Here is a 20,308-nt window from a genome sequence, read left to right as displayed (position 1 = left end):
GAACCCACAGGGGTGATCCGTCGCCGTGCTATCAAGGGGCATGGCGGCGGACACCACTGACATCGACGACATTCGCGAGCAAGCCCGGCGCTGGTTGGCCGACGACCCCGACCCGGTCAGCCGGGACGAGCTGACGGCGGTGCTCGACGGGCTGCCGGCGAGCGCGCCGGAGCTGGCCGACCGGTTCGCCGGCCCGTTGACCTTCGGCACGGCGGGCCTGCGCGGTCCGCTGCGCGCCGGCCCGAACGGAATGAACCTCGCCGTGGTCACCCAGGCCGCTGCCGGCCTGGTCGGCTGGCTCGCCGCCCAGGGCGGCACCGGCCCCCTGGTGATCGGGTACGACGCCCGGCACGGCTCCCGGCAGTTCGCCGAGCGCACCGCCCAGGTGGCCACCGGAGCCGGCCGCCCGGCGTTGCTGCTGCCCCGCCCACTGCCCACCCCGGTGCTGGCGTACGCCGTGCGCCACCTCGGCGGTGTCGCCGGGGTGATGGTCACGGCCAGCCACAACCCGCCGCAGGACAACGGCTACAAGGTCTACCTCGGCGCGGAGCTGGGCGGTGAGCTGGGCGCCGGCGCGCAGATCGTGCCACCCGCCGACACCGGTATCGAGGCGGCCATCCGGTCGGTCGGGCCGCTGACCCGGGTGCCGTTGGGCGAACCCGGTCAGGTGCTCGGCGACGACCTGGTCGCCGCCTACGTGGAACGGGCCACCGCGGTGATCGACCCGGCCGGGCCACGGGGCCTCACCGTGGCGTACACCCCGCTGCACGGGGTCGGCGCGGCGGTGCTCACCGCCGCCTTCACCCGCGCCGGCTTCCCGGTTCCCGGCGTGGTGCCCGACCAGGCCGAGCCGGACCCGGCGTTCCCCACCGTGTCGTTTCCCAACCCGGAGGAGCCGGGGGCGGTGGACCGGCTGATCGCCCTGGCCGACTCCACCGGCGCGGATCTCGCCATCGCCAACGACCCGGACGCCGACCGGTGCGCCGTGGTCGTCCGGGACGGTGGTGACGGCTGGCGGATGCTGCGCGGCGACGAGGTGGGCGTGCTGCTCGCCGACCACCTGATGCGCCGCGGGGTGACCGGGCTCTACGCCACCACCATCGTGTCGTCGTCGCTGCTGCGGGCGATGTGCGCGGCCCGGGGTCTGCCCTACGACGAGACGCTGACCGGCTTCAAGTGGATCGTGCGGGCCGGCGGCGGGAGCGCGCCGCTGGTCTTCGGCTACGAGGAGGCGCTCGGGTACTGCGTCGCCCCGGAACACGTCCGGGACAAGGACGGCATCACCGCCGCGTTGACCGTGGCCGAGCTGGCCGCCGGCCTGAAGGCACAGGGCCGCACGCTCACCGACCGGCTGGACGAGTTGGCCGCCGAGTTCGGCGTGCACCACACCGACCAGCTCTCCGCCCGGGTGGACGACCTGCGGATCATCGCCGACGCGATGGCCCGGATCCGGGCGGCCACCCCGACCGCCCTACTCGGGCAGCCGGTGGACAGCGTCAAGGACCTGCTGCCCGAGTCGGACGTGGTGATCCTGCGCACCGCGGCGGCCCGGGTGGTGATCCGCCCGTCCGGGACCGAGCCGAAGCTCAAGGCGTACCTGGAGGTGGTGGAGCCGGTCGTGGACGGTGACGTCCGGACGGCCCGTGGCCGGGCGGCGTCGGCGGTCGCCGCGCTGCGCGACGAGGTCAGCGCCGCCCTTGGTATCTGAACCCGCAGCACCCACCCGGAACAGGTCCGCCCCTCGCTCCGCACCCACGAAAGCACCGCCGGACCGTCGGCCGGTGGCGCGTCGGCGGGTGCGCAGCGGAAGGCGGGCCGAGCGGGTCGACCCGACGGTCAGCGGCGTGGGCCGAGAGCCTGGTCGACGGCCCGGGCCAGGGCGGCGACGACCAGGCCGACGGACGGGCGGACCACCGAGTCGTCGGTGCTGACCTCGCCGGAGAACCCGGCGCCGGTCGCGATCTCCGTCAACCGGCGGCGGGCGTCGGCTGCGGCCTCGCCGCTCACCCCGAGCGCGGACTCCATCCGGAGCACCACGACCAGGGTGGCCAGCGCGGCGGTCCGCTCGTCCGGGGCCGCCGCGCCGGTCAGGGCCTCGGCCAGCCGCTGCCGGGTCTCCGCCTCGACGGACCTGTCCACGACCGGGTAACGGTGCACGTGGATGAAGCCCAACTCGGTCTCGTCGATGTCCCGGACGACGCCCTCCCGGCACAGGTCGGCGAGGATCCGGTCACGCAGGCCGTGCCGCAGTCGCTGCACCCACGACGCCGGGGTGTGCGGCGTGTCGGCGGCGATGCGGCCGAGAACCTCGTCGCTGAAGGGCTCGCCGGTCGGTGTCGGGTCGACCACCGTCAGGGACCCGTCGGCGTACGCGATCCGGCCGGCCAGGGCCAGCTCGACCAGCACCGCGGCGGCCATGCCCAGGTCCAGGCTGATCCGCGGCATGGTCGCCTTGCCGGTCGTGTCGTCGTAGGCGAGAAGCAGCAACTCCTCGGCGAGCGCAACACCAGTCATGGCCGAAGACGGTAGCGGGTCCGCGCACCGGCGCGCGCGGACCCGCCGGACCCGGCACCGACCGGGTAACGCCTCAGAAGCGGGGCATGCCACCGAACTGGCGGTCGCCGGCGTCGCCGAGCCCGGGGACGATGAACATCCGGTCGTTGAGCCCCTCGTCGATCGAGGCGGTGACCAGGCGCAACGGCAGGCCGGAGCGTTCCAGCCGCTCGATGCCGACCGGAGCGGCGAGCACACAGAGCACGGTGATGTCGGTGCAGCCGCGGTCGGCCAGCAGCTGGCAGCAGTGCTCCAGCGAGCCACCGGTGGCCAGCATCGGGTCGAGCACCAGCACCGGCAGCCCGGCCAGGTCGCGCGGCAGCGACTCCATGTACGCGCGCGGCTCGAAGGTCACCTCGTCCCGGGCCAGGCCCACGAAACCCATCGAGGACTCGGGCAGCAGCCCCAGCGCGGCGTCCGCCATGCCGAGCCCGGCGCGCAGCACCGGGACCAGCAGCGGCGGGTTGGCCAGCCGGGTGCCCTCGGTGCCGGTGACCGGCGTCTTCACCGGGTACCGCTCGACGGGGAAGGAACGCGCCGCCTCGTACACCAGCATGGTGGTCAGTTCGTGCAGCGCCGCCCGGAACGTCGAGGAATCGGTGCGCGCGTCCCGCATGGCGGTCAACCTGGACTGGGCCAGCGGGTGGTCAATGACGTGTACGTCCACGATCGCTCAACCTACCGGTCCGTAGCGCGCGGCGGTGCGGGTGCGGTCGGACCAGGCACGTCGCTCACGTCGGGGCGTCACCGGGCCTTCGTGAGCAAGATCACTCGGCGGTCCGGTGCGTAGACTTCCCGGCATGACGGCGACAACGACGTCGGCCCGGTCGGACCTCTCCGAGCTGGGACGATCCGAGACCGCTCTGCGGACCTTCCTGCACGGCCTGCCGGGCGTGGACCAGGTCGGCGCGGAGCAGCGGGCGGCACAGCTCGGCACCCGATCCATCAAGACCACCGCCAAGGCGCAGGCGATCGACCTGGCGATCCGGATGGTCGACCTGACCACCCTGGAGGGGGCGGACACCCCGGGCAAGGTGCGCGCCCTCGCCGCGAAGGCGCTGCGTCCGGACCCGGCCGACCCGTCCTGCCCACACGTCGGCGCGGTCTGTGTCTACCCGGCCATGGTCCCCCACGTGGCCGAGGTGCTGCGCGGATCTTCCGTGCACCTGGCCAGCGTGGCGACCGCGTTCCCGTCGGGCCAGGCACCGCTGGAGATCAAGCTGGCCGACACCCGGGCCGCCGTCGCGGCCGGCGCCGACGAGATCGACATGGTGATCAACCGGGGTGCGTTCCTGTCCGGGCGGTACAAGGAGGTCTACGACGAGATCGTGGCCACCAAGGACGCCTCCGGGGACGCCCACCTCAAGGTGATCCTGGAGACCGGCGAGCTGGCCACCTACGACAACGTCCGGCGGGCCTCCTGGCTGGCCATGCTGGCCGGCGGCGACTTCATCAAGACCTCCACCGGCAAGGTCCCGGTCGCGGCGACGATGCCGGTGACCCTGGTGATGCTCGAAGCGGTCCGTGACTTCCGCGCGGCGACCGGTCGGCAGGTCGGTGTGAAGCCCGCCGGTGGCATCAAGACCACCAAGGACGCCATCAAGTACCTGGTGATGGTCAACGAGACCGTCGGCACCGACTGGCTCGACCCGGACTGGTTCCGCTTCGGCGCGTCCAGCCTGCTCAACGACCTGCTGATGCAGCGCACCAAGCTGACGACCGGCGTTTACTCCGGTCCCGACTACTTCACCCTGGACTGATAGCCGATGTTCGAATACGCCCCCGCCCCCGAGTCCCGCTCGGTGGTGGACCTCAAGCCCTCGTACGGGCTGTTCATCGACGGTGAGTTCGTCGACCCGACCGACGGTGGCAGCTTCAAGTCGATCAACCCCGCCTCCGAGGAGGTGCTGGCCGAGGTCGCCGAGGCCGGCGCGGCCGACGTGGAACGCGCGGTGCGCGCCGCCCGGAAGGCGTACGACAGGGTCTGGGGTCCAATGCCGGGCCGGGACCGGGCGAAGTACCTGTACCGGATCGCCCGGCTCATCCAGGAGCGCTCCCGGGAGCTGGCCGTCCTGGAGTCGCTGGACAACGGCAAGCCGATCCGGGAGAGCCGCGACGTCGACCTGCCGCTGGTCGCCGCGCACTTCTTCTACTACGCCGGGTGGGCCGACAAGCTGGGTCATGCCGGCTTCGGGCCGAACCCGCAGCCGATCGGGGTGGCCGCGCAGGTCATCCCGTGGAACTTCCCCCTGCTCATGCTCGCCTGGAAGATCGCTCCGGCGCTCGCCGCGGGCAACACGGTGGTGCTGAAGCCGGCCGAGACCACCCCGCTGACGGCGCTGCTCTTCGCCGAGATCTGCCAGCAGGCGGACCTGCCGGCCGGTGTGGTCAACATCCTCACCGGCGCCGGTGACACCGGCCGGGCGTTGGTCGAGCATCCCGGCGTGGACAAGGTCGCCTTCACCGGCTCGACCGACGTGGGCCGGGCCATCGCCCGGTCGGTGGCCGGCAGCCGCAAGAAGCTCACCCTGGAGCTGGGTGGCAAGGCCGCCAACATCGTCTTCGACGACGCCCCCATCGACCAGGCCGTCGAGGGCATCGTGAACGGCATCTTCTTCAACCAGGGGCACGTCTGCTGCGCCGGCTCCCGCCTCCTGATCCAGGAGAACGTCGCCGACCGGGTGCTGGAGTCGCTGAAGCGGCGGATGGCCCAACTGCGGGTCGGCGATCCGCTGGACAAGAACACCGACGTCGGCGCGATCAACTCGGCCGCCCAGTTGGAGCGGATCCGCGAGCTGTCCGACGCCGGCTCGGCCGAGGGCGCCGAACGCTGGTCGCCGCCGTGCGACCTGCCCGACCGGGGCTTCTGGTTCGCGCCCACCATCTTCACCGGCGTCACCCAGGCACACCGGATCGCCCGCGAGGAGATCTTCGGCCCGGTGCTGTCGGTGCTCACCTTCCGCACCCCGGCCGAGGCCGTGGAGAAGGCCAACAACACGCCGTACGGGCTGTCGGCGGGGATCTGGACCGACAAGGGCTCCCGAATCCTGTGGATGGCCGACCGGCTGCGCGCCGGTGTCGTCTGGGCCAACACGTTCAACAAGTTCGACCCCACCTCGCCGTTCGGCGGGTACAAGGAGTCGGGCTACGGTCGCGAGGGCGGCCGGCACGGGCTGGAGGGCTACCTCAATGTCTGAGCGGGTCGCGGTACGTAAGACGTACAAGCTCTTCATCGGCGGGAAGTTCCCGCGCAGCGAGTCGGGACGGTCGTATCTCGTGCAGTCCTCGAATGTGTCACTGGCCTCCCGCAAGGACGCCCGGGACGCGGTGGTCGCCGCCCGCGCCGCCGTCAAGGGCTGGGCCGGCGCGACCGCGTACAACCGGGGTCAGATCCTCTACCGCGCCGCCGAGATGCTGGAGGGCCGCCGCGAGCAGTTCGTCGCCCTGGGCATCCCCGGCGACGAGGTGGACGCCGCGGTCGACCGCTGGGTCTGGTACGCCGGCTGGGCCGACAAGCTCGCCCAGGTGTACGGCGGGGCCAACCCGGTCGCCGGCCCCTACTTCAACATCTCCGCGCCCGAGCCCACCGGTGTGGTCGCGGTGGTCGCCCCGGAGCGCCCGGCGCTGCTCGGCCTGGTCAGCGTGATCGCCCCGGCGATCGTGACCGGCAACACCGTGGTGGTGGTGGCCTCCCCGAGCGAGCCCCTGGCGGCGGTGACGCTGGCCGAGGTGTTGGCCACCTCCGACCTGCCCGGCGGTGTGGTCAACATCCTCACCGGCGCGATCACCGAGACCGCGCCGACGTTGGCGGCACACCTGGACGTCAACGCGATCGACCTGACCGGGGTCACCGACGCCGCGCTCGCCACCGACCTGGAGGTCAAGGCGGCCGAGAACCTCAAGCGGGTGCTCCGACCGGCCACGGGCGACCACGACTGGACCGCCGACCCGGGGGTGGCGCCGATGACCGCCCTGCTGGAGACGAAGACGGTGTGGCATCCCAAGGGGGTATGAGTCGGTTCTCGGCCTCTTTGGTTTTCCGGGGAGCCCCGCCCGCTCCGGGCGGTCAGGCTTGATCCCTCCGCGGGCGGGGCTCCCCGGAAAACCTGACGTGGGCCGGGTCCGTCGGGCGGGTCAGCTTGCGGGTGCCGCCTCGGGTTGGGTTACCGGCCAGGGCGGGCCCCTGCTCCCTGCTTCCTGCTTCCTGCTTCCTGCTCCAAGATCGCGCAGTTTCCTTGATGTAGTGGCTTCCTGGCGGATGGAGGCCACTACATCCTTGTTTTTGTGGGGATCTTGGGCGGGGCAGTGCCTGGTGGGGTGGGTCGGGGGTCTACTACCGGGGGTAGGATTGGCTCGTGACTCGGTTGGGCGATCTTGAGCGTGCGGTGATGGACGTGCTGTGGGACGTGGTTCCCGGCACGTCGGACGGGGTGACCGTGCGCGAGGTGGCCGACGCGCTCGACGGCCGCGAGCTGGCGTACACCACGGTGATGACCGTGCTGGACCGGCTCGCCGGCAAGGGCATGGTGCAGCGGGAGCGGGAGGGCCGGGCCTGGCGGTACCGGCCGGCGGCCAGCCGCGAGGCGCACATCGCCCAGCTCATGCTCGACGCCCTCGACCTGGGTGGCAGCCGGGACGCCGCGCTGGTGCGATTCGCCCGCTCGGTGACCGGCACCGAGGCCGAGGTGCTGCGCGCGGCCCTGGGCAGCGAGGCCGGCCTGACCGCGCCCGGCTCCACCGGCGGCGACGCGGGTGGGGGCGACGCCCTGACCGATCGGGTGGACGGGCCGGCGGGCCGACGACCCGCCGGTGAGGCAGCGGAGCGGTAGGGCGCGCGCCATGGCCTATGCCGTGCACTTCGCCGCCACGATGCTGGCCTGCTATCTGACCGCCCAGGTGTTGGCCCGTTCCACCTGGACGTGGCGTAGCCCTCGGGTGGCGATCGTCTGCTGGCAGGCCGTCGGGTTGGCGCTGGGCCTGTCGGCGATGGGTCTGCCGATGGCGCTCGGGTTGAGCGGGTACGACCGGCCGACCGGCAGCGCACTGCTCGCCCTGGCCAACGACCTCGCCCACGGCGCACTGCCGATCGGGGTGGGCACCTTCCACCTGGCCGGCGTCGGCGTGGGTTTCGGCATCGGGGCCGTGCTGGTCACCACGACGGTCCGCAGCATCCACGGCACCGTGCGCGCCCAGCGTCGCCACCGGGACCTGCTCTCCCTGGTCGCGCGGAACGATCCGGCCGCACCGGGGGCGCTGGTGCTGGATCATCCGAGCGCCGCCGCGTACTGCCTGCCGGGCGTGAAGCCGCAGGTGGTGGTCAGCGCGGGCACCCTGAGCCTGTTGGACACCGCCGAGCTGGCCGCGGTGCTCAGCCACGAGCGTGCGCACGCCCACGAGCGGCACGATCTGGTGCTGTTGCCGTTCACCGCGCTGTGCCGGGCGCTGCCGTGGTTCGGCTGGGTGCGTGACGCGCACGAGCGGGTCGCCCTGCTGGTCGAGATGCGCGCCGACGACAAGGCCCGCGAGCTGCACGCCGACGCCCCGCTGGCGGGGGCGCTACGCCGGTTCGCCGCCGCCGGTCACCGGATCACACCGGCCGGCGCGCTGGGCGTGGGTGACCGGGATCTCGACGTCCGGGTGCAGCGTCTGCTGGTCAGTGACCGGCCGCCGCGGGTGCTCGGGGCCACCGCCCTCGCGGTCGCCACCACCCTGGTCGCCCTGCCGGTCACGCTGTTCCTGAGCTGACGCCCGCGCGCCCGCGCGCCCGCGCCAGGCTGACAGCGCCGGCGCCAAGCTGACAGCTGACGTCCGCCCCCACCGCGCCCCATTTCAAGATCGTGCTCGATCCAGGATCGAGTGGCATCCGAGTGGCACGAGGCCACTACAACCAGGTTCCAGCGCGATCTTCCTCCCAGCCTATCTACTACGTTCTGTCGTAGACTTCATTACGACAGGACGTAGTAGGCGGACATGTAGCGAAGCTACGTGTAGGGTGACTACGACAAGAGAGCCAACCTACGGAGGGCTGGTCATGGACACCCTGCTCCTCGCCCGCCTGCAGTTCGCCACCACGACCTCGATCCACTTCCTGTTCGTGGTCGTCACACTCGGCCTGGTCACCCTGCTGGTCGGCATGCAGACCGCCTGGGTACTCACCGGCAACCCGAAGTGGGAGCGGCTGACCCGATACTGGGGTCAGCTCTACGTGATCAATTACGTGCTCGGCATCGCCACCGGCATCGTGATGGAGTTCCAGTTCGGGCTGAACTGGAGCGGCCTGTCGCGCTACGTCGGCAACGTCTTCGGCGCGCCGCTGGCCATCGAGACGCTCGTGGCGTTCTTCCTGGAGTCCACCTTCCTCGGAATGTGGATATTCGGCTGGCACCGGCTCGGCAGGGGCGTCCACCTCGCGTTGCTCTGGGGCGTGGCGATCACCGCGTACGCCTCGGCGTTCTGGATCATGGTGGCCAACTCCTGGTTGCAGAACCCGGTCGGCTACGAGGTCCGCGACGGGATCGCCCACCTCACCGACTTCGGCGCGCTGCTCACCAACCCCAGCCTCGGCATGGCCTTCGGGCACGTGGTCTCGGCGGCGCTGCTGGTCGGCGGGGTGCTGATGGCGGCGGTCGGCGCATGGCACCTGATCCGACGCACCCCCGACTTCGCGCTCTTCCGCACCTCGCTGCGGATCGGCCTGGTCACCGCCGCGCTGGCCATCACGATGGTGCAGGGTTTCGGCTTCGCCCAGTTCAGCCCGGTCGGCGCGGTGCAGCCGACCAAGTTCGGCGGGGACGGCCCGGAGGCCCAGGCGCTGATCGCCGAGTGGACCTCGCGGTTCGGCCCCGGCGACTACACGCCACCGGTGCTGGCCAGCGTCGGGCTGGGTTTCATGATCCTGATCGGCTTCACCCTCGGCTGCGTCTGGCTGCTGCTCCCGCTGCTCTTCCGGGACTGGATCATCCGACTGCGCTTCCCGCTCTGGCTGATCCTGCTCGGCCTGCCGCTGCCGTTCGTCGCGGTGATCCTCGGCTGGATCTCCCGGGAGGTCGGCCGCCAGCCCTGGGTGGCGTACGGGCTGCTCCCCACCGAGCAGGCCGTCTCCCCGGTCGGCGCACCGCTGATGCTCGCCTCGCTGATCGGGTTCAGCCTGCTGCTCGGCACCCTCGCCGTCACCAACTGGGTGCTGCTCGCCCGGCACGCCAGACGCGGCGCGGCCGACCCGGCGCTCGGCCGCCCACCGGCACCGCCCAGCGCACCGGCCCACCCCGAACCCGCCCTCATCTGAGCACCTGAGGAGAAGACCGTGGACCTCGCCTGGTACGCCCTGCTCGGCCTCTTCTTCGCCAGTTACCTGGTGCTCGCCGGCTACGACTACGGCGTCGGGCTGCTGCTCGCCCGCTGTGGCGGTCCGGCCGGGCGGCGAGCGGCGCTCAACGCCCTCGGCCCGTTCTTCCTCGGCAACGAGGTCTGGCTGGTGGCCGCCGTGGGCATCCTCTTCGGCGCGTTCCCGCTCCTGGAGGGCGAGCTGCTCGCCGGCTGCTATCCGGCCGTCGCCGGCGCCCTGGTCGGCGTCATCCTGGTCACCGTCGGGGTGCAGTTGCGCAGCCGGCCCGACGACGAGCGGATCCGCGCCCGCTGGGACCGCGTCGTGGTGGTCGGCAGCGCTCTCGCCGCGCTGGGTTGGGGCGTGCTGCTCGCCGCACTGTTGCAGGGTGTGCCGCTGCAGGCCGACGGGCACGTCGCCGGGGTGACGCACCTGGCCACCCCGTTCGCGGCCGCCGCCGGACTGGCCATGCTCGCCCTGGTCGCGGTGCACGGCGCGACCTTCCTCACCCTGCGCCTCTCGGCCGATGCCGCCACCGAGGCCGGCCGCACGGCCCGCCGTTTGGTGCCGGTGGCGCTCACCACGGTCGCCCTGGCCACCGTCGTGGGCCTGCTCTCCACCCGGGTACGCGACGCCGTGCAACGGCCGGCGCTGGCCGTACTCCTGCCGGTGCTGCTCGTGGCGACGCTGCTCGCGGCCCGCGCGGCGCTGGCGCGGCGGCGGCCGGGGTGGGCCCTGGTCGCCACCGGCGCGGCCCTGGCACTGCCGGTGGCGCTGGTCGGGGCCGCCCTGTGGCCCTACGTGCTGGTGTCCACGACCGACCCGGACGCCTCGCTGCTGGTGGCCGACGCCGCCGCCAGCGCGCCGACCCTGCGGCTCCTCGGCTGGGTGGCGCTGCCGCTACTTCCGGCCCTACTAGGCTTCCAGGCGATGTGCTGGTGGGTTTTCCGAGGACGAACCGACGGCAGGGCACCGGTGTACTGGTGAGCCGCCGTCCGTTCGACCCGCGTCTGCTGCGCCGGGTCCCCGCGGCCCGGGGCGATCTCGCCGTGCTCGCGCTCCTGGGCGTGCTCGCCGCCGGGTTGATCGTGGCGCAGGCCACCGCGCTCGCGTCGGTGCTGGCCGCCGCCATCGACGGGCGGCTGGACCGACCGGCGCTGGCCGGCTTCGTGGTCGCGGTCGCCGCACGCTCGGCCCTGGTCTGGGCGCAGGGCACGGTCTCCGCGCGGGTCGCCGCCACGGTCAAGGCCACGCTGCGGGCCGACCTGCTCGGCGCGGTGGGCCGGCACGGGCCCGGTTGGGTGGCCGGGCAGCGGGCCGGCGAGATCGCCACCCTGGCCGGGCGGGGGTTGGACGCGCTGGACGCGTACTTCACCGGGTACCTGCCGCAGCTGGTGCTGAGCGTGACGGTGCCGCTGGCGGTGCTGGCCCGGGTCGTCTTCGCCGACTGGAGCTCGGCGGTGATCATCGCGCTGACCCTGCCGCTGATCCCGGTCTTCGGCGCGCTGCTCGGCTGGCAGGCGCAGGCCGCCACCGAACGGCAGTGGCGGCGGCTCGCGCTGCTCGGCGGGCACTTCCTGGACATGGTCGCCGGGCTGCCGACGCTGCGCGCGTTCGGCCGGGCCCGGGCGCAGACCGACGTGGTACGCCGGATGGCCGACGGTCACCGCGTCGCCACCATGAAGACGCTGCGGATCGCGTTCCTCTCCGCGCTGGTGCTGGAGCTGGTCGCCACCCTCTCGGTGGCGCTGGTCGCGGTGCCGGTCGGCATCCGGTTGCTCGGCGGCGGCCTGGCCCTGCAGACCGCGCTGCTGGTGCTGCTGCTCACCCCGGAGGCGTACCTGCCGCTGCGGGCCGCCGGCAGCCGCTTCCACGCCAGCATGGAGGGGTTGGCCGCGCTCGACGAGGCGTTGACGGTCTCCGCCGCACCCGCCCCGCCCCGGGCCGCCGAAGGCGCTTCCGCGCCGGACGCGCGGGCCGAGATCCGGTTCGAGGGCGTGACCGTGGCGTACGAGCGGACCACCGCGCTGCGCGACGTGACACTGACCATCCGGCCCGGCGAGCGGATCGCCATCATCGGGCCCAGCGGCGCCGGCAAGAGCACCCTGCTCGGCCTGCTGCTCGGCTTCGTGACCCCGACCAGCGGTCGGATCACCGTGGACGGGGTCGACCTCGCCACCGCCGACCCGGACGCCTGGCGTCGGCAACTGGCCTGGGTGCCGCAGCGGGCGCACCTCTTCGCCGCCTCGCTGGCCGACAACATCCGCCTCGGCGCACCGGACACCCCGCCCGACGCACTCGCCGCCGCGGTGCACGACGCCGCCCTGGACGACGTGGTGTCCGGCCTGCCGGACGGCCTCGACACGCTGCTCGGCGAGCGCGGGCACGGGCTGTCCAGCGGGCAGCGGCAGCGGGTGGCACTGGCTCGGGCGTTCCTGCGGTCGGCCCCGGTGGTGCTGCTCGACGAACCCACCGCCCGGCTCGACACGGCGGCCGAGGCGGTGGTGCTCGACGCCACCCGCCGGCTGGTGGCCGGACGGACCGCGCTGCTCGTCGCGCACCGACCGGCGTTGCTCGCCGACGCCGACCGGATCCTGCGCGTCGAGGACGGTCGGGTCACCGAGCTGACACCCGAACCGACCGGGAAGGCCGCCCGATGACCGGGGAACACGAGCCGGCGGCTGGCGCGGCACCGACCGGGCGGGTCGCCGCCGAGCGGGCGGTGCTGCGACTGGCCCGGCCGTACCTGGGCCGCCTGGTCGGAGCCGGGCTGCTGGCCGCCGCCACCGAGTTCGCCGGACTGGCCCTGATGGCCACCGCCACCTGGCTGCTGATGAGCGCCGCAGGTCGGCCGCCGCTGGACCGCCTCACCGTGGCGATCGTCGCGGTCCGGGCGCTGGCCATCAGTCGGGGCGTGTTCCGCTACACCGAACGGCTCGCCGGGCACGACGCGGTACTCCGCATGATCACCGATGTCCGGGCCCGGGTCTTCGCCACCCTGGCGGCCCGCCGTGGCACGGCGCACCGCTCGGGGGACGTGCTGAGCCGCCTGGTCTCCGACGTGGAGGCCGTCCAGGACCTGTTGCTGCGGGTGCTGGTCCCCGGCGCGGCGGCGGCCCTGGTCGGTGTGCTGGCGGTCGCCGTGGCGGCGCTGATCTCGCCACCGGCCGCCGGCGCGCTCGCCGTCGGGCTGCTGGTTGCCGGGGTCGCGCTGCCCGCACTGGCCACCGTGGTCACCCGCCGCAGCGCGGCCGAGGTGGCCCCGCTGCGGGGCGCGCTGGCCACCGACGCGATCGACCTCACCCACGGCGCCGCCGACCTGGCCGCGTTCGGGGCGACCGCTGGCACGCTGCGCGCCGCCGAGCAGCGCGCGCACCGGCTGGCCCGGCTGGAACGTCGGCTGGCCGCCACCGGGTTCGCGGTGGACGCGGTCGGCGTGCTGACCGCCGGAGTGAGCGCCGCAGCGGTGGTGCTGATCGCCCTCCACGCGGACGTGCCGGGGGTGCTGGTGGGCGTCCTGGCCGTCGGCGCACTGGCCGCCGTCGAGGTGACGCTGGCGCTGCTCGCGGCAGCCCGGCAGTGGACGCAGCTGCGGCCCGGCCTGACCCGGGTGGCCGACCTGATCGACGCCGTCCCGCCGACCCCGCCGACCCCGCCGACCCCGCCGACAGACCTCGCCGGCCCGCACGAGCTGCGCTTCGCCGACGTGACCGTGCGGTACCGGCCCGGCGCGGCGCCCGCCCTGGACGGCGTCAACCTGGACCTGCCGGCCGGGCGTCGGATCGCGGTCGTCGGCCCGAGCGGCGCCGGCAAGAGCACCCTGGCCGCCGTGCTCACCGGCACGGTCCGGCCGGTGTCCGGGCGGGTCACCCTGGACGGTCACGACCTCTCGGCGTACGCCGAGGAGGCACTGCCCCGCGCGGTCGGCGGCCTGTTGGCCGAGGCGTACGTGTTCCACGCCACGGTGCGGGAGAACCTGCTGCTCGGGCGGGCCGGGGCGGGCGAGGAGGAGCTGACCGGGGCGACCGCCGCAGCCGGCCTGCTGGACTGGGTCCGCGCCCAGCCGGCGGGCTGGGACACCCTCGTGGGCGAGGAGGGTGGGCAGCTCTCCGGCGGCCAGCGGCAGCGGCTGGCGCTGGCCCGGGCCCTGCTCGCCGCTCCGCCGGTGCTGGTGCTCGACGAGCCCACCGAAGGGCTCGACCCGGCCGCCGCGGACGCGGTGCTCGCGTCCGCCCTCGCCGCCACCCCGGCCGGGCACTCGGTGCTGCTGATCAGCCACCGGCTCAGCGGGTTGGAGGCGCTGGACGAGATCGTGGTCCTGGACGGCGGCAGGGTGATCCAGCGCGGTCGGCACGCCGAGCTGGTCGCCGCCCCGGGCTGGTACCGGGACCAGTGGCTGCTCCAGGCCGCCGCCGAGCGGGGTTACCTGGCACTCGCCCCCTGACCGCGCTCGGGGACGTACCAGGGTTCTCCCCGACGTCAGCGCCGTGCCGACATGGCAGGGTGGTGCCATGCAGCGCGGTGAGGATGTGGTGGTCGACGAGCACCTGCGGGAGTTGGCCGCCCGGTTGCAGGGGCCGGCGCGACTCAAGTCCGACCTGCTGACCGAGGCCCGGCACGGGCTGTTGGACGCCGTCGAGGCGTACCGCGAGAGTGGCGTGCCACCCACCGAGGCGCAGCGCCGGGCGGTGGTCGAGTTCGGGTCGCCGGCGCAGTTGCTCCCGTCCTGGCAGGCCGAGCTGGCGGTGGGCGCCCTGCGTGGGCTCTCGCTGCGGATGCTGGCGGTCGCCGGGCTGGGGATGGCCGCCGGCGACCTGACCTGGCGAGGGGCGAGCTGGAGCGACGGCCCACGCCCGCCGGCCGGCTATTTGCTGCTGTCCAACTCGGTCGACTGGATCTGGCTGAGCACGCTGCTGCTCTCCACGGCCGGCCTGCTGGTGGTCTGGGCGAGTGCCCGTGCGCCACGGCCCGGCCTGGCCCTGGCGCAACGCGCGGTGGGCGCCGGCCTGACCGGCCTGCTGGCCCTCGCCATGCTGACCGGCTGCGCCCTCTTCAGCTGGTCCCTCAATCTCTGGGAAGCGGCGCTGCGCTGGCCCCCGATGATCGTCGGTGCGGTGCTGGTGGGCGGCGCGTACTTCTCGCTGACCCGTGCGGCGCGCGGCTGGCTGCTGACCGTCACCCGCTGATCGGCGGCCGCGAGGGTCAGGCCGGGGTGGGCGGGCTGCCCGGATCGAGGAAGCGGCCGACGGTCAGTTGGAACTCGTGCCACCCGGCGCGCTCCCCCGCCAGGGCCCGCCGGCCGGAGTCGGTGAGCTGGTACGTCCGCCGTTCGCGACCGTTGACGGTGCTCCAACTGCTCGCCACGTGACCGGCGCGTTCCAGGCGCCGGAGCGCCGGATAGATGGTGCCGGTGGGCAGATCCAGACTGCCGTCACTGCGTGCGCGCAGCGCTTCGATGATCGCGTAGCCGTGCAGCGCGCCCTGTTCGAGGACGGCGAGCAGCAGAGCGTCGAGATGGCCGTGCAGCGCCTGGGCCTTCATACGTAGCTACGCTACTTGTCGAACCGCCGGTTCGCCACCGGTGACCACCCGCAGGTCGGACCCGTGCGCCAACCGGCCACCGGGGTGCGGGCATCGGTCACCCAGCGCCGCCGACTAGGGTATGTGCCCAGAGTCACTCGCCGGTCAGAGACCCCGGCGGGTGGGCAACCCGAAGCACACGGAGGTCAGCGTGGCCCGCCAGTCGCCCCAACGGCCCGACGCCGACGAGCCCGAGCTCGACGACACCACCGGCGCGGCCGAGCCAGACGAGACCGACCGCGTGTCGGCCTCGGTCGACCGTTCGCTCTGGGACGAGCTGCGCATCGACCCAGTGGAGATCGCACTGCCCGCCGGCACGGGCTTCACGCTGCGGGCGTACCGGCCGGCCAGCTCGCTGACCCCGACCGACGTCACCGAGCGCGACCAGGACGACCCGTTCCTCGCCCGCCGCCAGGCGCTCGAGGAGGACGAGGACGACGAGACCGTCGTCATCCTCGACGAGGAGCTGGCCGAGGAGTTCGCCGCCGAGGACGAGGACGACGAGTCGACGCGGCGCCGCCGTGACGCCGCCGCCGACGGCGACGCCGACGAGGTGGACGAGGACGACGCGGACCAGGCGGACGACGAGGAGGTGCCGGTCTTCCTCAGCAACCGGGGCAAGTTGCTGCTGTTCAAGACCCCCGAGTCGCTCGTCAGTTTCATCCGGTCCGGGGCGCCCAACGATCTGTCCCAACTGGACAGCTGGAATGAATTGTCCGAACGGGTGGAGCCGGCGGACATCGCGCCGCTCGACGAGGACACCTACGAACTCGACCTGGTCGTGGAGAACCTCCGCGGCGGCCACGACACGTGGGATTCCACCCTGCTGATCGAGGCCGGCGAGGTCGCGCGTGACATCTCGTACGCATTGCGGCTGCCTGCGGTACTCGACATGCTCTCCGCCGGCTCCAGCCTCGACGACCTGGACGAGGCGCTGCGCGCCACCGCCAACGGTGGGATCGGTGCTTTCATGGGTCGACGGCGGCTGAAGAAGATCGGAGCGCAGACCGCGAGTTTGGGTTGGCGCACCATTGTCGGCAAGATCTCTGCGGTCGTGGACTGGCGCGACTGACCCGTACCGGGGAGCATCAGTTGCTGGCAGAGGAAAGACCTGTCCCGGGAGGAGGACGACGCCGTGGCGCTCGTGCGCGTTTACTGCGGTCTGGCCTCGGCGGATCCGGCTGACCGACCGGCCTCCGCCGGCTCGACGCTGACGTCCGCTGTGGTCGACGACGCAGGCCGTCTGCTGCATGTCTGCGAGATCAGCGACGACGCCGCTGGCTACGCCCAGCTCGTCGCGCTGCTCGTGGAGCGGTCGGGCGGGCCGAGCGGTGCGGCCATCGCCGCCGACAGCGACGACCACACGGTCACCTCGCTGCTGAGCGCGGCGGGGCGACCCCTGGCGATCGCCGACGACGACTCGGTGGACGACTTCGCCGAGCGGTTCGCCGATGACGACTCCCTCGAGGAGATGCAGTCACCCCCGGCCGAACGACGGGCCGTCGGCCTGGCCCGCGCGTTGCAGGCGGGGGCGCTCTCCGCCGTCACCCTGCCGGCACCCCGGGACCTCGCCGGCTACAAGCAGGTGCTCTCCGCGCACGCCGCGCTGGCCAGTGGTCGACACTCCGCCGCCGTGGCGCTGCGTGAGGTGCTGCGGGAGCTCTACCCGGCCGCCCTGCGCGCGTACCCGGATCCGGCCGAGCCGGTCTCTCTGGCGGTGCTGGACGCGCTGCCCGAGCCGGGCATGCTCGGCGGCACCGTGGCCCGGGGCCGTGAGGTGTCGGTCGCGGCGGACGCCATCGCCGCGCACCTCGCCGCGGACGGGGTCGCCGATGCCGAGGAGATCAACGAGGCGGTCACCGCCCTGCGGGTCGCCATCTCCGAGACACCGCGACGGGCCGCGGTCAACCGGGCGCTCACGTCCGCGGTGGCGGAGACGGTCCGGCAGGCCGTCGCCTCGGTACGGGCCTGCGACGCCGGCTGTGAGGCGCTGGTCAGCGCGCTCAGCTCACGGGTCAGCACGCCAGTGCAGGCACCCGGCCGCCGTGCCGCTGCCCGCCGTGGCGAGTCCGTCGGTGAGCTGACCGGCCTGGCCGGCACCAATGCCGGGTTGACCGGCCTGGCCGGCACCAACGCCGGGTTGACCGGCCTGGCCGGCACCAACGCCGGGTTGCGGTCGGTTCGACCCACGCCGCCGGCCGCCGACCCGGCACCCACCGGTGGGCGGCGCAGCCGTCCCGAGCCGGCCCCCGGTGCCGCGCCGCTGGCGTCGCCCCGCCCGCTCGGGCCGCCGCCGGTCGCCCCGGCGCCGGTCACGCCACCACCGGTCGCACCCGCCCCGATGACCCCGGCGGCGATGGCCGCTCCGCCCGCGTCCACGCTGCCCAGTCGTAGCGAGCCGCTGCCCAGCCGGATCGACGGTCCGACCAATCGACCGGTGTCCTCGCCGCCGCCTCCGCCGCCCGGGATCACGCCGATCGCGCCGGCACAGCGCGGCCTGGTGCCTCCGGCCGAGGCCGGCGAGCCGTTCCGGCCGACGTTGACCACCGCCGCGATCAACAACGCGCGGGCCGAACGGCAGCGCACGGTCATTCCGCCCCGGCCCAAGACCAACGGGGAGCCCCGGCCGAGCCACCTGCAACGACCGGTCGACGAGCCGCCCACCGGCGGGTTCAGCGCCACCGATCTCAGCATTCCGGTGCCGACCCCCCGACCCGGTCAGGAGGCCGCGCCGCCCGGCTCCCGCGCCAACTGGCCGCTGGTCAACAACCCGGAAGACCCGTCCGACAGCTCGCCGAACAACCCGGTGGCCTACTCGTACGGCGGCAACCGCGGCGTCGACGCCCCGACCGATCCGGGCCGGGCCGACGGTCGGGTCACCCCGCCCTGGCTGGCGGACGACCTGCCGCAGGAACCACCCATGCTGCGGCTGGTGGAGCCGCCGCCGCTGGCCGACCGGGCGCTGCGCGAGGGGCCCAACCCGGCCGCGGACCAGCACCTGGAGACGCCCCCGCTGCGTCTCGTCGACCGGGAGCAGGCCGCTCGCAACGGTCGGGCCGCCGCCCGCACCGAGCGCCCCGCCGAGCACCGGCCGGCGCCCCCGGTCGAGCACCGGCCGCCGCCCATGGAGCACCGGCCGCCGCCGGTCGCCGACGAGGGCGACGGCGATCTGCTGATCTTCGCGCAGGCCAAGTCGGCCTGGTTCGTCGGGCACGCCGACGAGTCCGATCTGGACTGGTCGACCACGGCCGACACCGGCTGGCAGGCTGCCGAGCAGGCCGCCCGCCCGGCGGTGGGCGCCGAAACCAACGCCGGGTTGCCGAAGCGCGTGCCGCAGGCCAACCTGGTCCCTGGTTCGCCGCTGCGCGAGGAGCGCCCATTGCGGATAGTGCGTGATGCGGCAAGCCTCGCGGAGAACACGACCGGCTACTTCCGTGGCTGGCGTCGCGGCCAGGAGATCGGCGGTTTCGCGGTGGGTGGTCGCCCCGGTCGCGAGGCCGCCGGCGGCTGGGACTTCAGCCGCGACCACGGGGACCGCGACGACGACCGGGAGTACGAGTACCGCTCGGCCGGTTACCAGTCCTGATCCTGCTCATCCGCGAGAGCGCCCGCAGTCAGCTGACTGCGGGCGCTCTCGCGTACCGCCAAGAACCCCGGACACGGCAACGCCGCCTCTCGACGATCCCGGAAGAGCCACGGACCCAGGGTGCGGGGGCCCGACGGCTTCCGAGACGCTCGGGAGGCGGCGTAGGGACGCGCCGGTGCGACGTGCGGGCAGGGTGCTGCACCCGGTGGCGGCCAGAGCCACCACCGGGCGGGCAGCGCCCCGATCAGGCCGGGGCGACGGCGCGCGTACGACGCATGGTCAGCACGTACTCGACCAGCGAGATCAGCACGTGCTTCGTCGACTCCCGGTTACGGGCGTCGCAGGCCACCACCGGCACGTCGCTCGAGATCGCCAAGGCGTCCCGAACGTCCTGCGGGTCGTGGTACTGCATTCCGTCGAAGCAGTTGATCGCCACCAGGTACGGCAGGCGGCGGTGCTCGAAGAAGTCGATCGCCGCGAAGCAGTCGGCCAGCCGGCGGGTGTCCACCAGCACGACCGCACCGATCGCACCCCGCACCAGTTCGTCCCACATGAACCAGAAACGGGTCTGACCCGGCGTACCGAACAGGTACAGGATCAGGTCACGGTCGATCGAGATCCGGCCGAAGTCCATGGCCACCGTGGTCGTCGTCTTGCCCGGCACCTGCCGGGTGTCGTCGACGCCCACGCCAGCGGAGGTCATGATGGCCTCGGTGGTCAGCGGCGTGATCTCCGAGACCGAGCCGACCAGCGTCGTCTTACCGACGCCGAATCCACCGGCGATAACGATCTTCGCCGACGTCACGCGGCCGCTCGGGTTCGGCGGGCGGTGCGACATGTCAGAGCCTGCGAAGTCCACTCAGCACCCTCTCCAGCAGTTCAGTGCCCACCGCGTCGTCGGAGTCGTCCAGGATGGTCGGCTCGTGGACCGCGACCAGGCCGTCCGTCGCCATGTCGGCGATGAGCACCCGGGCCACACCGAGCGGGAGCTGCATCCGCGCCGCGATCTCCGCGAGCGATTGCACGCGTCCGTCACACAGCGCGGCGATGTACTGGTGTTCGCGGCCCTGGCCGCCGTTGCCATTGGCAGCGGCCCGGCCGCGCACCGTCGTCTCGACGAGCGCCTCCAGCGCGATGTCGAGCCGGGGACGGGTACGACCACGGGTCACGGCGTATGGACGGACCAACGCTCCGGTCGGTTCGTCACGATCGGCCATCTCGCCGCTCACCTCCTTCGCACCCGTAACCGGCTCCCACCGGTGAAA

Annotated in this window: 18 protein-coding genes; 13 read left to right on the top strand and 5 right to left on the bottom strand. The window is 73.4% G+C overall.

Annotated features, from left to right (window positions below):
• Positions 1 to 40 precede the first annotated feature (40 nt).
• Entirely contained in the window at positions 41 to 1,708 is a 1,668-nt protein-coding gene (locus AB0J33_RS04665; RefSeq protein ID WP_363609794.1) for a phospho-sugar mutase, read from the top strand.
• Between the two features lie 128 nt (positions 1,709 to 1,836).
• Here the strand turns inward: AB0J33_RS04665 and AB0J33_RS04660 are convergent, their stop codons facing one another.
• Together AB0J33_RS04660 and upp are read right to left on the bottom strand one after the other, a co-directional pair.
• Positions 1,837 to 2,514, bottom strand: coding sequence for a GPP34 family phosphoprotein (locus AB0J33_RS04660; RefSeq protein ID WP_363609792.1), 678 nt, complete (start codon positions 2,512 to 2,514; stop codon positions 1,837 to 1,839).
• 73 nt (positions 2,515 to 2,587) lie between these two features.
• Positions 2,588 to 3,220, bottom strand: a complete 633-nt coding sequence (gene upp / locus AB0J33_RS04655) for a uracil phosphoribosyltransferase (protein ID WP_363609790.1) — start codon at positions 3,218 to 3,220, stop codon at positions 2,588 to 2,590.
• A 133-nt stretch (positions 3,221 to 3,353) separates the two neighbouring features.
• On the opposite strand from upp, the gene deoC reads away from it, so the two are divergent.
• From deoC to AB0J33_RS04605, 10 genes are all read left to right on the top strand, one after another.
• The gene (gene deoC, locus AB0J33_RS04650; RefSeq protein WP_363609788.1) at positions 3,354 to 4,313 is read left to right on the top strand and encodes a deoxyribose-phosphate aldolase; all 960 of its coding nucleotides are present in this window, start codon (positions 3,354 to 3,356) and stop codon (positions 4,311 to 4,313) included.
• A 6-nt stretch (positions 4,314 to 4,319) separates the two neighbouring features.
• Positions 4,320 to 5,750, top strand: a complete 1,431-nt coding sequence (locus AB0J33_RS04645) for an aldehyde dehydrogenase family protein (protein ID WP_363609786.1) — start codon at positions 4,320 to 4,322, stop codon at positions 5,748 to 5,750.
• Entirely contained in the window at positions 5,743 to 6,567 is an 825-nt protein-coding gene (locus tag AB0J33_RS04640; RefSeq protein ID WP_363609784.1) for an aldehyde dehydrogenase family protein, read from the top strand. Before AB0J33_RS04645 ends, AB0J33_RS04640 begins: the two co-directional genes overlap by 8 nt.
• A gap of 341 nt (positions 6,568 to 6,908) precedes the next feature.
• On the top strand, positions 6,909 to 7,382 hold the full coding sequence (locus tag AB0J33_RS04635; protein ID WP_363609782.1) for a BlaI/MecI/CopY family transcriptional regulator: 474 nt from the start codon (positions 6,909 to 6,911) through the stop codon (positions 7,380 to 7,382).
• Between the two features lie 10 nt (positions 7,383 to 7,392).
• The gene (locus tag AB0J33_RS04630) at positions 7,393 to 8,298 is read left to right on the top strand and encodes a M56 family metallopeptidase (protein ID WP_363609780.1); all 906 of its coding nucleotides are present in this window, start codon (positions 7,393 to 7,395) and stop codon (positions 8,296 to 8,298) included.
• 286 nt (positions 8,299 to 8,584) lie between these two features.
• Positions 8,585 to 9,838, top strand: a complete 1,254-nt coding sequence (locus AB0J33_RS04625; protein WP_363609778.1) for a cytochrome ubiquinol oxidase subunit I — start codon at positions 8,585 to 8,587, stop codon at positions 9,836 to 9,838.
• 18 nt (positions 9,839 to 9,856) lie between these two features.
• The gene (gene cydB, locus AB0J33_RS04620; protein WP_363609776.1) at positions 9,857 to 10,864 is read left to right on the top strand and encodes a cytochrome d ubiquinol oxidase subunit II; all 1,008 of its coding nucleotides are present in this window, start codon (positions 9,857 to 9,859) and stop codon (positions 10,862 to 10,864) included.
• Entirely contained in the window at positions 10,861 to 12,537 is a 1,677-nt protein-coding gene (gene cydD / locus AB0J33_RS04615) for a thiol reductant ABC exporter subunit CydD (RefSeq protein ID WP_363609774.1), read from the top strand. Before cydB ends, cydD begins: the two co-directional genes overlap by 4 nt.
• On the top strand, positions 12,534 to 14,321 hold the full coding sequence (cydC, locus tag AB0J33_RS04610) for a thiol reductant ABC exporter subunit CydC (protein ID WP_363609772.1): 1,788 nt from the start codon (positions 12,534 to 12,536) through the stop codon (positions 14,319 to 14,321). The genes cydD and cydC overlap by 4 nt, the downstream gene beginning before the upstream one ends.
• Before the next feature lie 67 nt (positions 14,322 to 14,388).
• Positions 14,389 to 15,063, top strand: a complete 675-nt coding sequence (locus tag AB0J33_RS04605) for a permease prefix domain 1-containing protein (protein ID WP_363609770.1) — start codon at positions 14,389 to 14,391, stop codon at positions 15,061 to 15,063.
• 16 nt (positions 15,064 to 15,079) lie between these two features.
• Here the strand turns inward: AB0J33_RS04605 and AB0J33_RS04600 are convergent, their stop codons facing one another.
• The gene (locus AB0J33_RS04600; RefSeq protein WP_363609768.1) at positions 15,080 to 15,418 is read right to left on the bottom strand and encodes a helix-turn-helix transcriptional regulator; all 339 of its coding nucleotides are present in this window, start codon (positions 15,416 to 15,418) and stop codon (positions 15,080 to 15,082) included.
• Positions 15,419 to 15,578: 160 nt separating this feature from the next.
• Between AB0J33_RS04600 and AB0J33_RS04595 the strand changes: the two genes are divergently transcribed.
• Both AB0J33_RS04595 and AB0J33_RS04590 read left to right on the top strand, forming a co-directional pair.
• Positions 15,579 to 16,529, top strand: a complete 951-nt coding sequence (locus AB0J33_RS04595) for a DNA primase (RefSeq protein WP_363609766.1) — start codon at positions 15,579 to 15,581, stop codon at positions 16,527 to 16,529.
• Between the two features lie 39 nt (positions 16,530 to 16,568).
• The gene (locus AB0J33_RS04590; protein WP_363610236.1) at positions 16,569 to 19,043 is read left to right on the top strand and encodes a transposase; all 2,475 of its coding nucleotides are present in this window, start codon (positions 16,569 to 16,571) and stop codon (positions 19,041 to 19,043) included.
• A gap of 244 nt (positions 19,044 to 19,287) precedes the next feature.
• Here AB0J33_RS04590 and AB0J33_RS04585 read toward each other — a convergent pair whose 3' ends face one another.
• Positions 19,288 to 19,881, bottom strand: coding sequence for an ATP/GTP-binding protein (locus AB0J33_RS04585; protein ID WP_007455465.1), 594 nt, complete (start codon positions 19,879 to 19,881; stop codon positions 19,288 to 19,290).
• A gap of 1 nt (position 19,882) precedes the next feature.
• Positions 19,883 to 20,260, bottom strand: a complete 378-nt coding sequence (locus AB0J33_RS04580) for a DUF742 domain-containing protein (protein ID WP_030329021.1) — start codon at positions 20,258 to 20,260, stop codon at positions 19,883 to 19,885.
• Positions 20,261 to 20,308 lie beyond the last annotated feature (48 nt).

The sequence above is a fragment of the Micromonospora sp. NPDC049645 genome, assembly GCF_040675155.1.
Classification (GTDB): Bacteria; Actinomycetota; Actinomycetes; order Mycobacteriales; family Micromonosporaceae; genus Micromonospora.
This window is presented reverse-complemented; position numbering and strand designations above follow the sequence as displayed.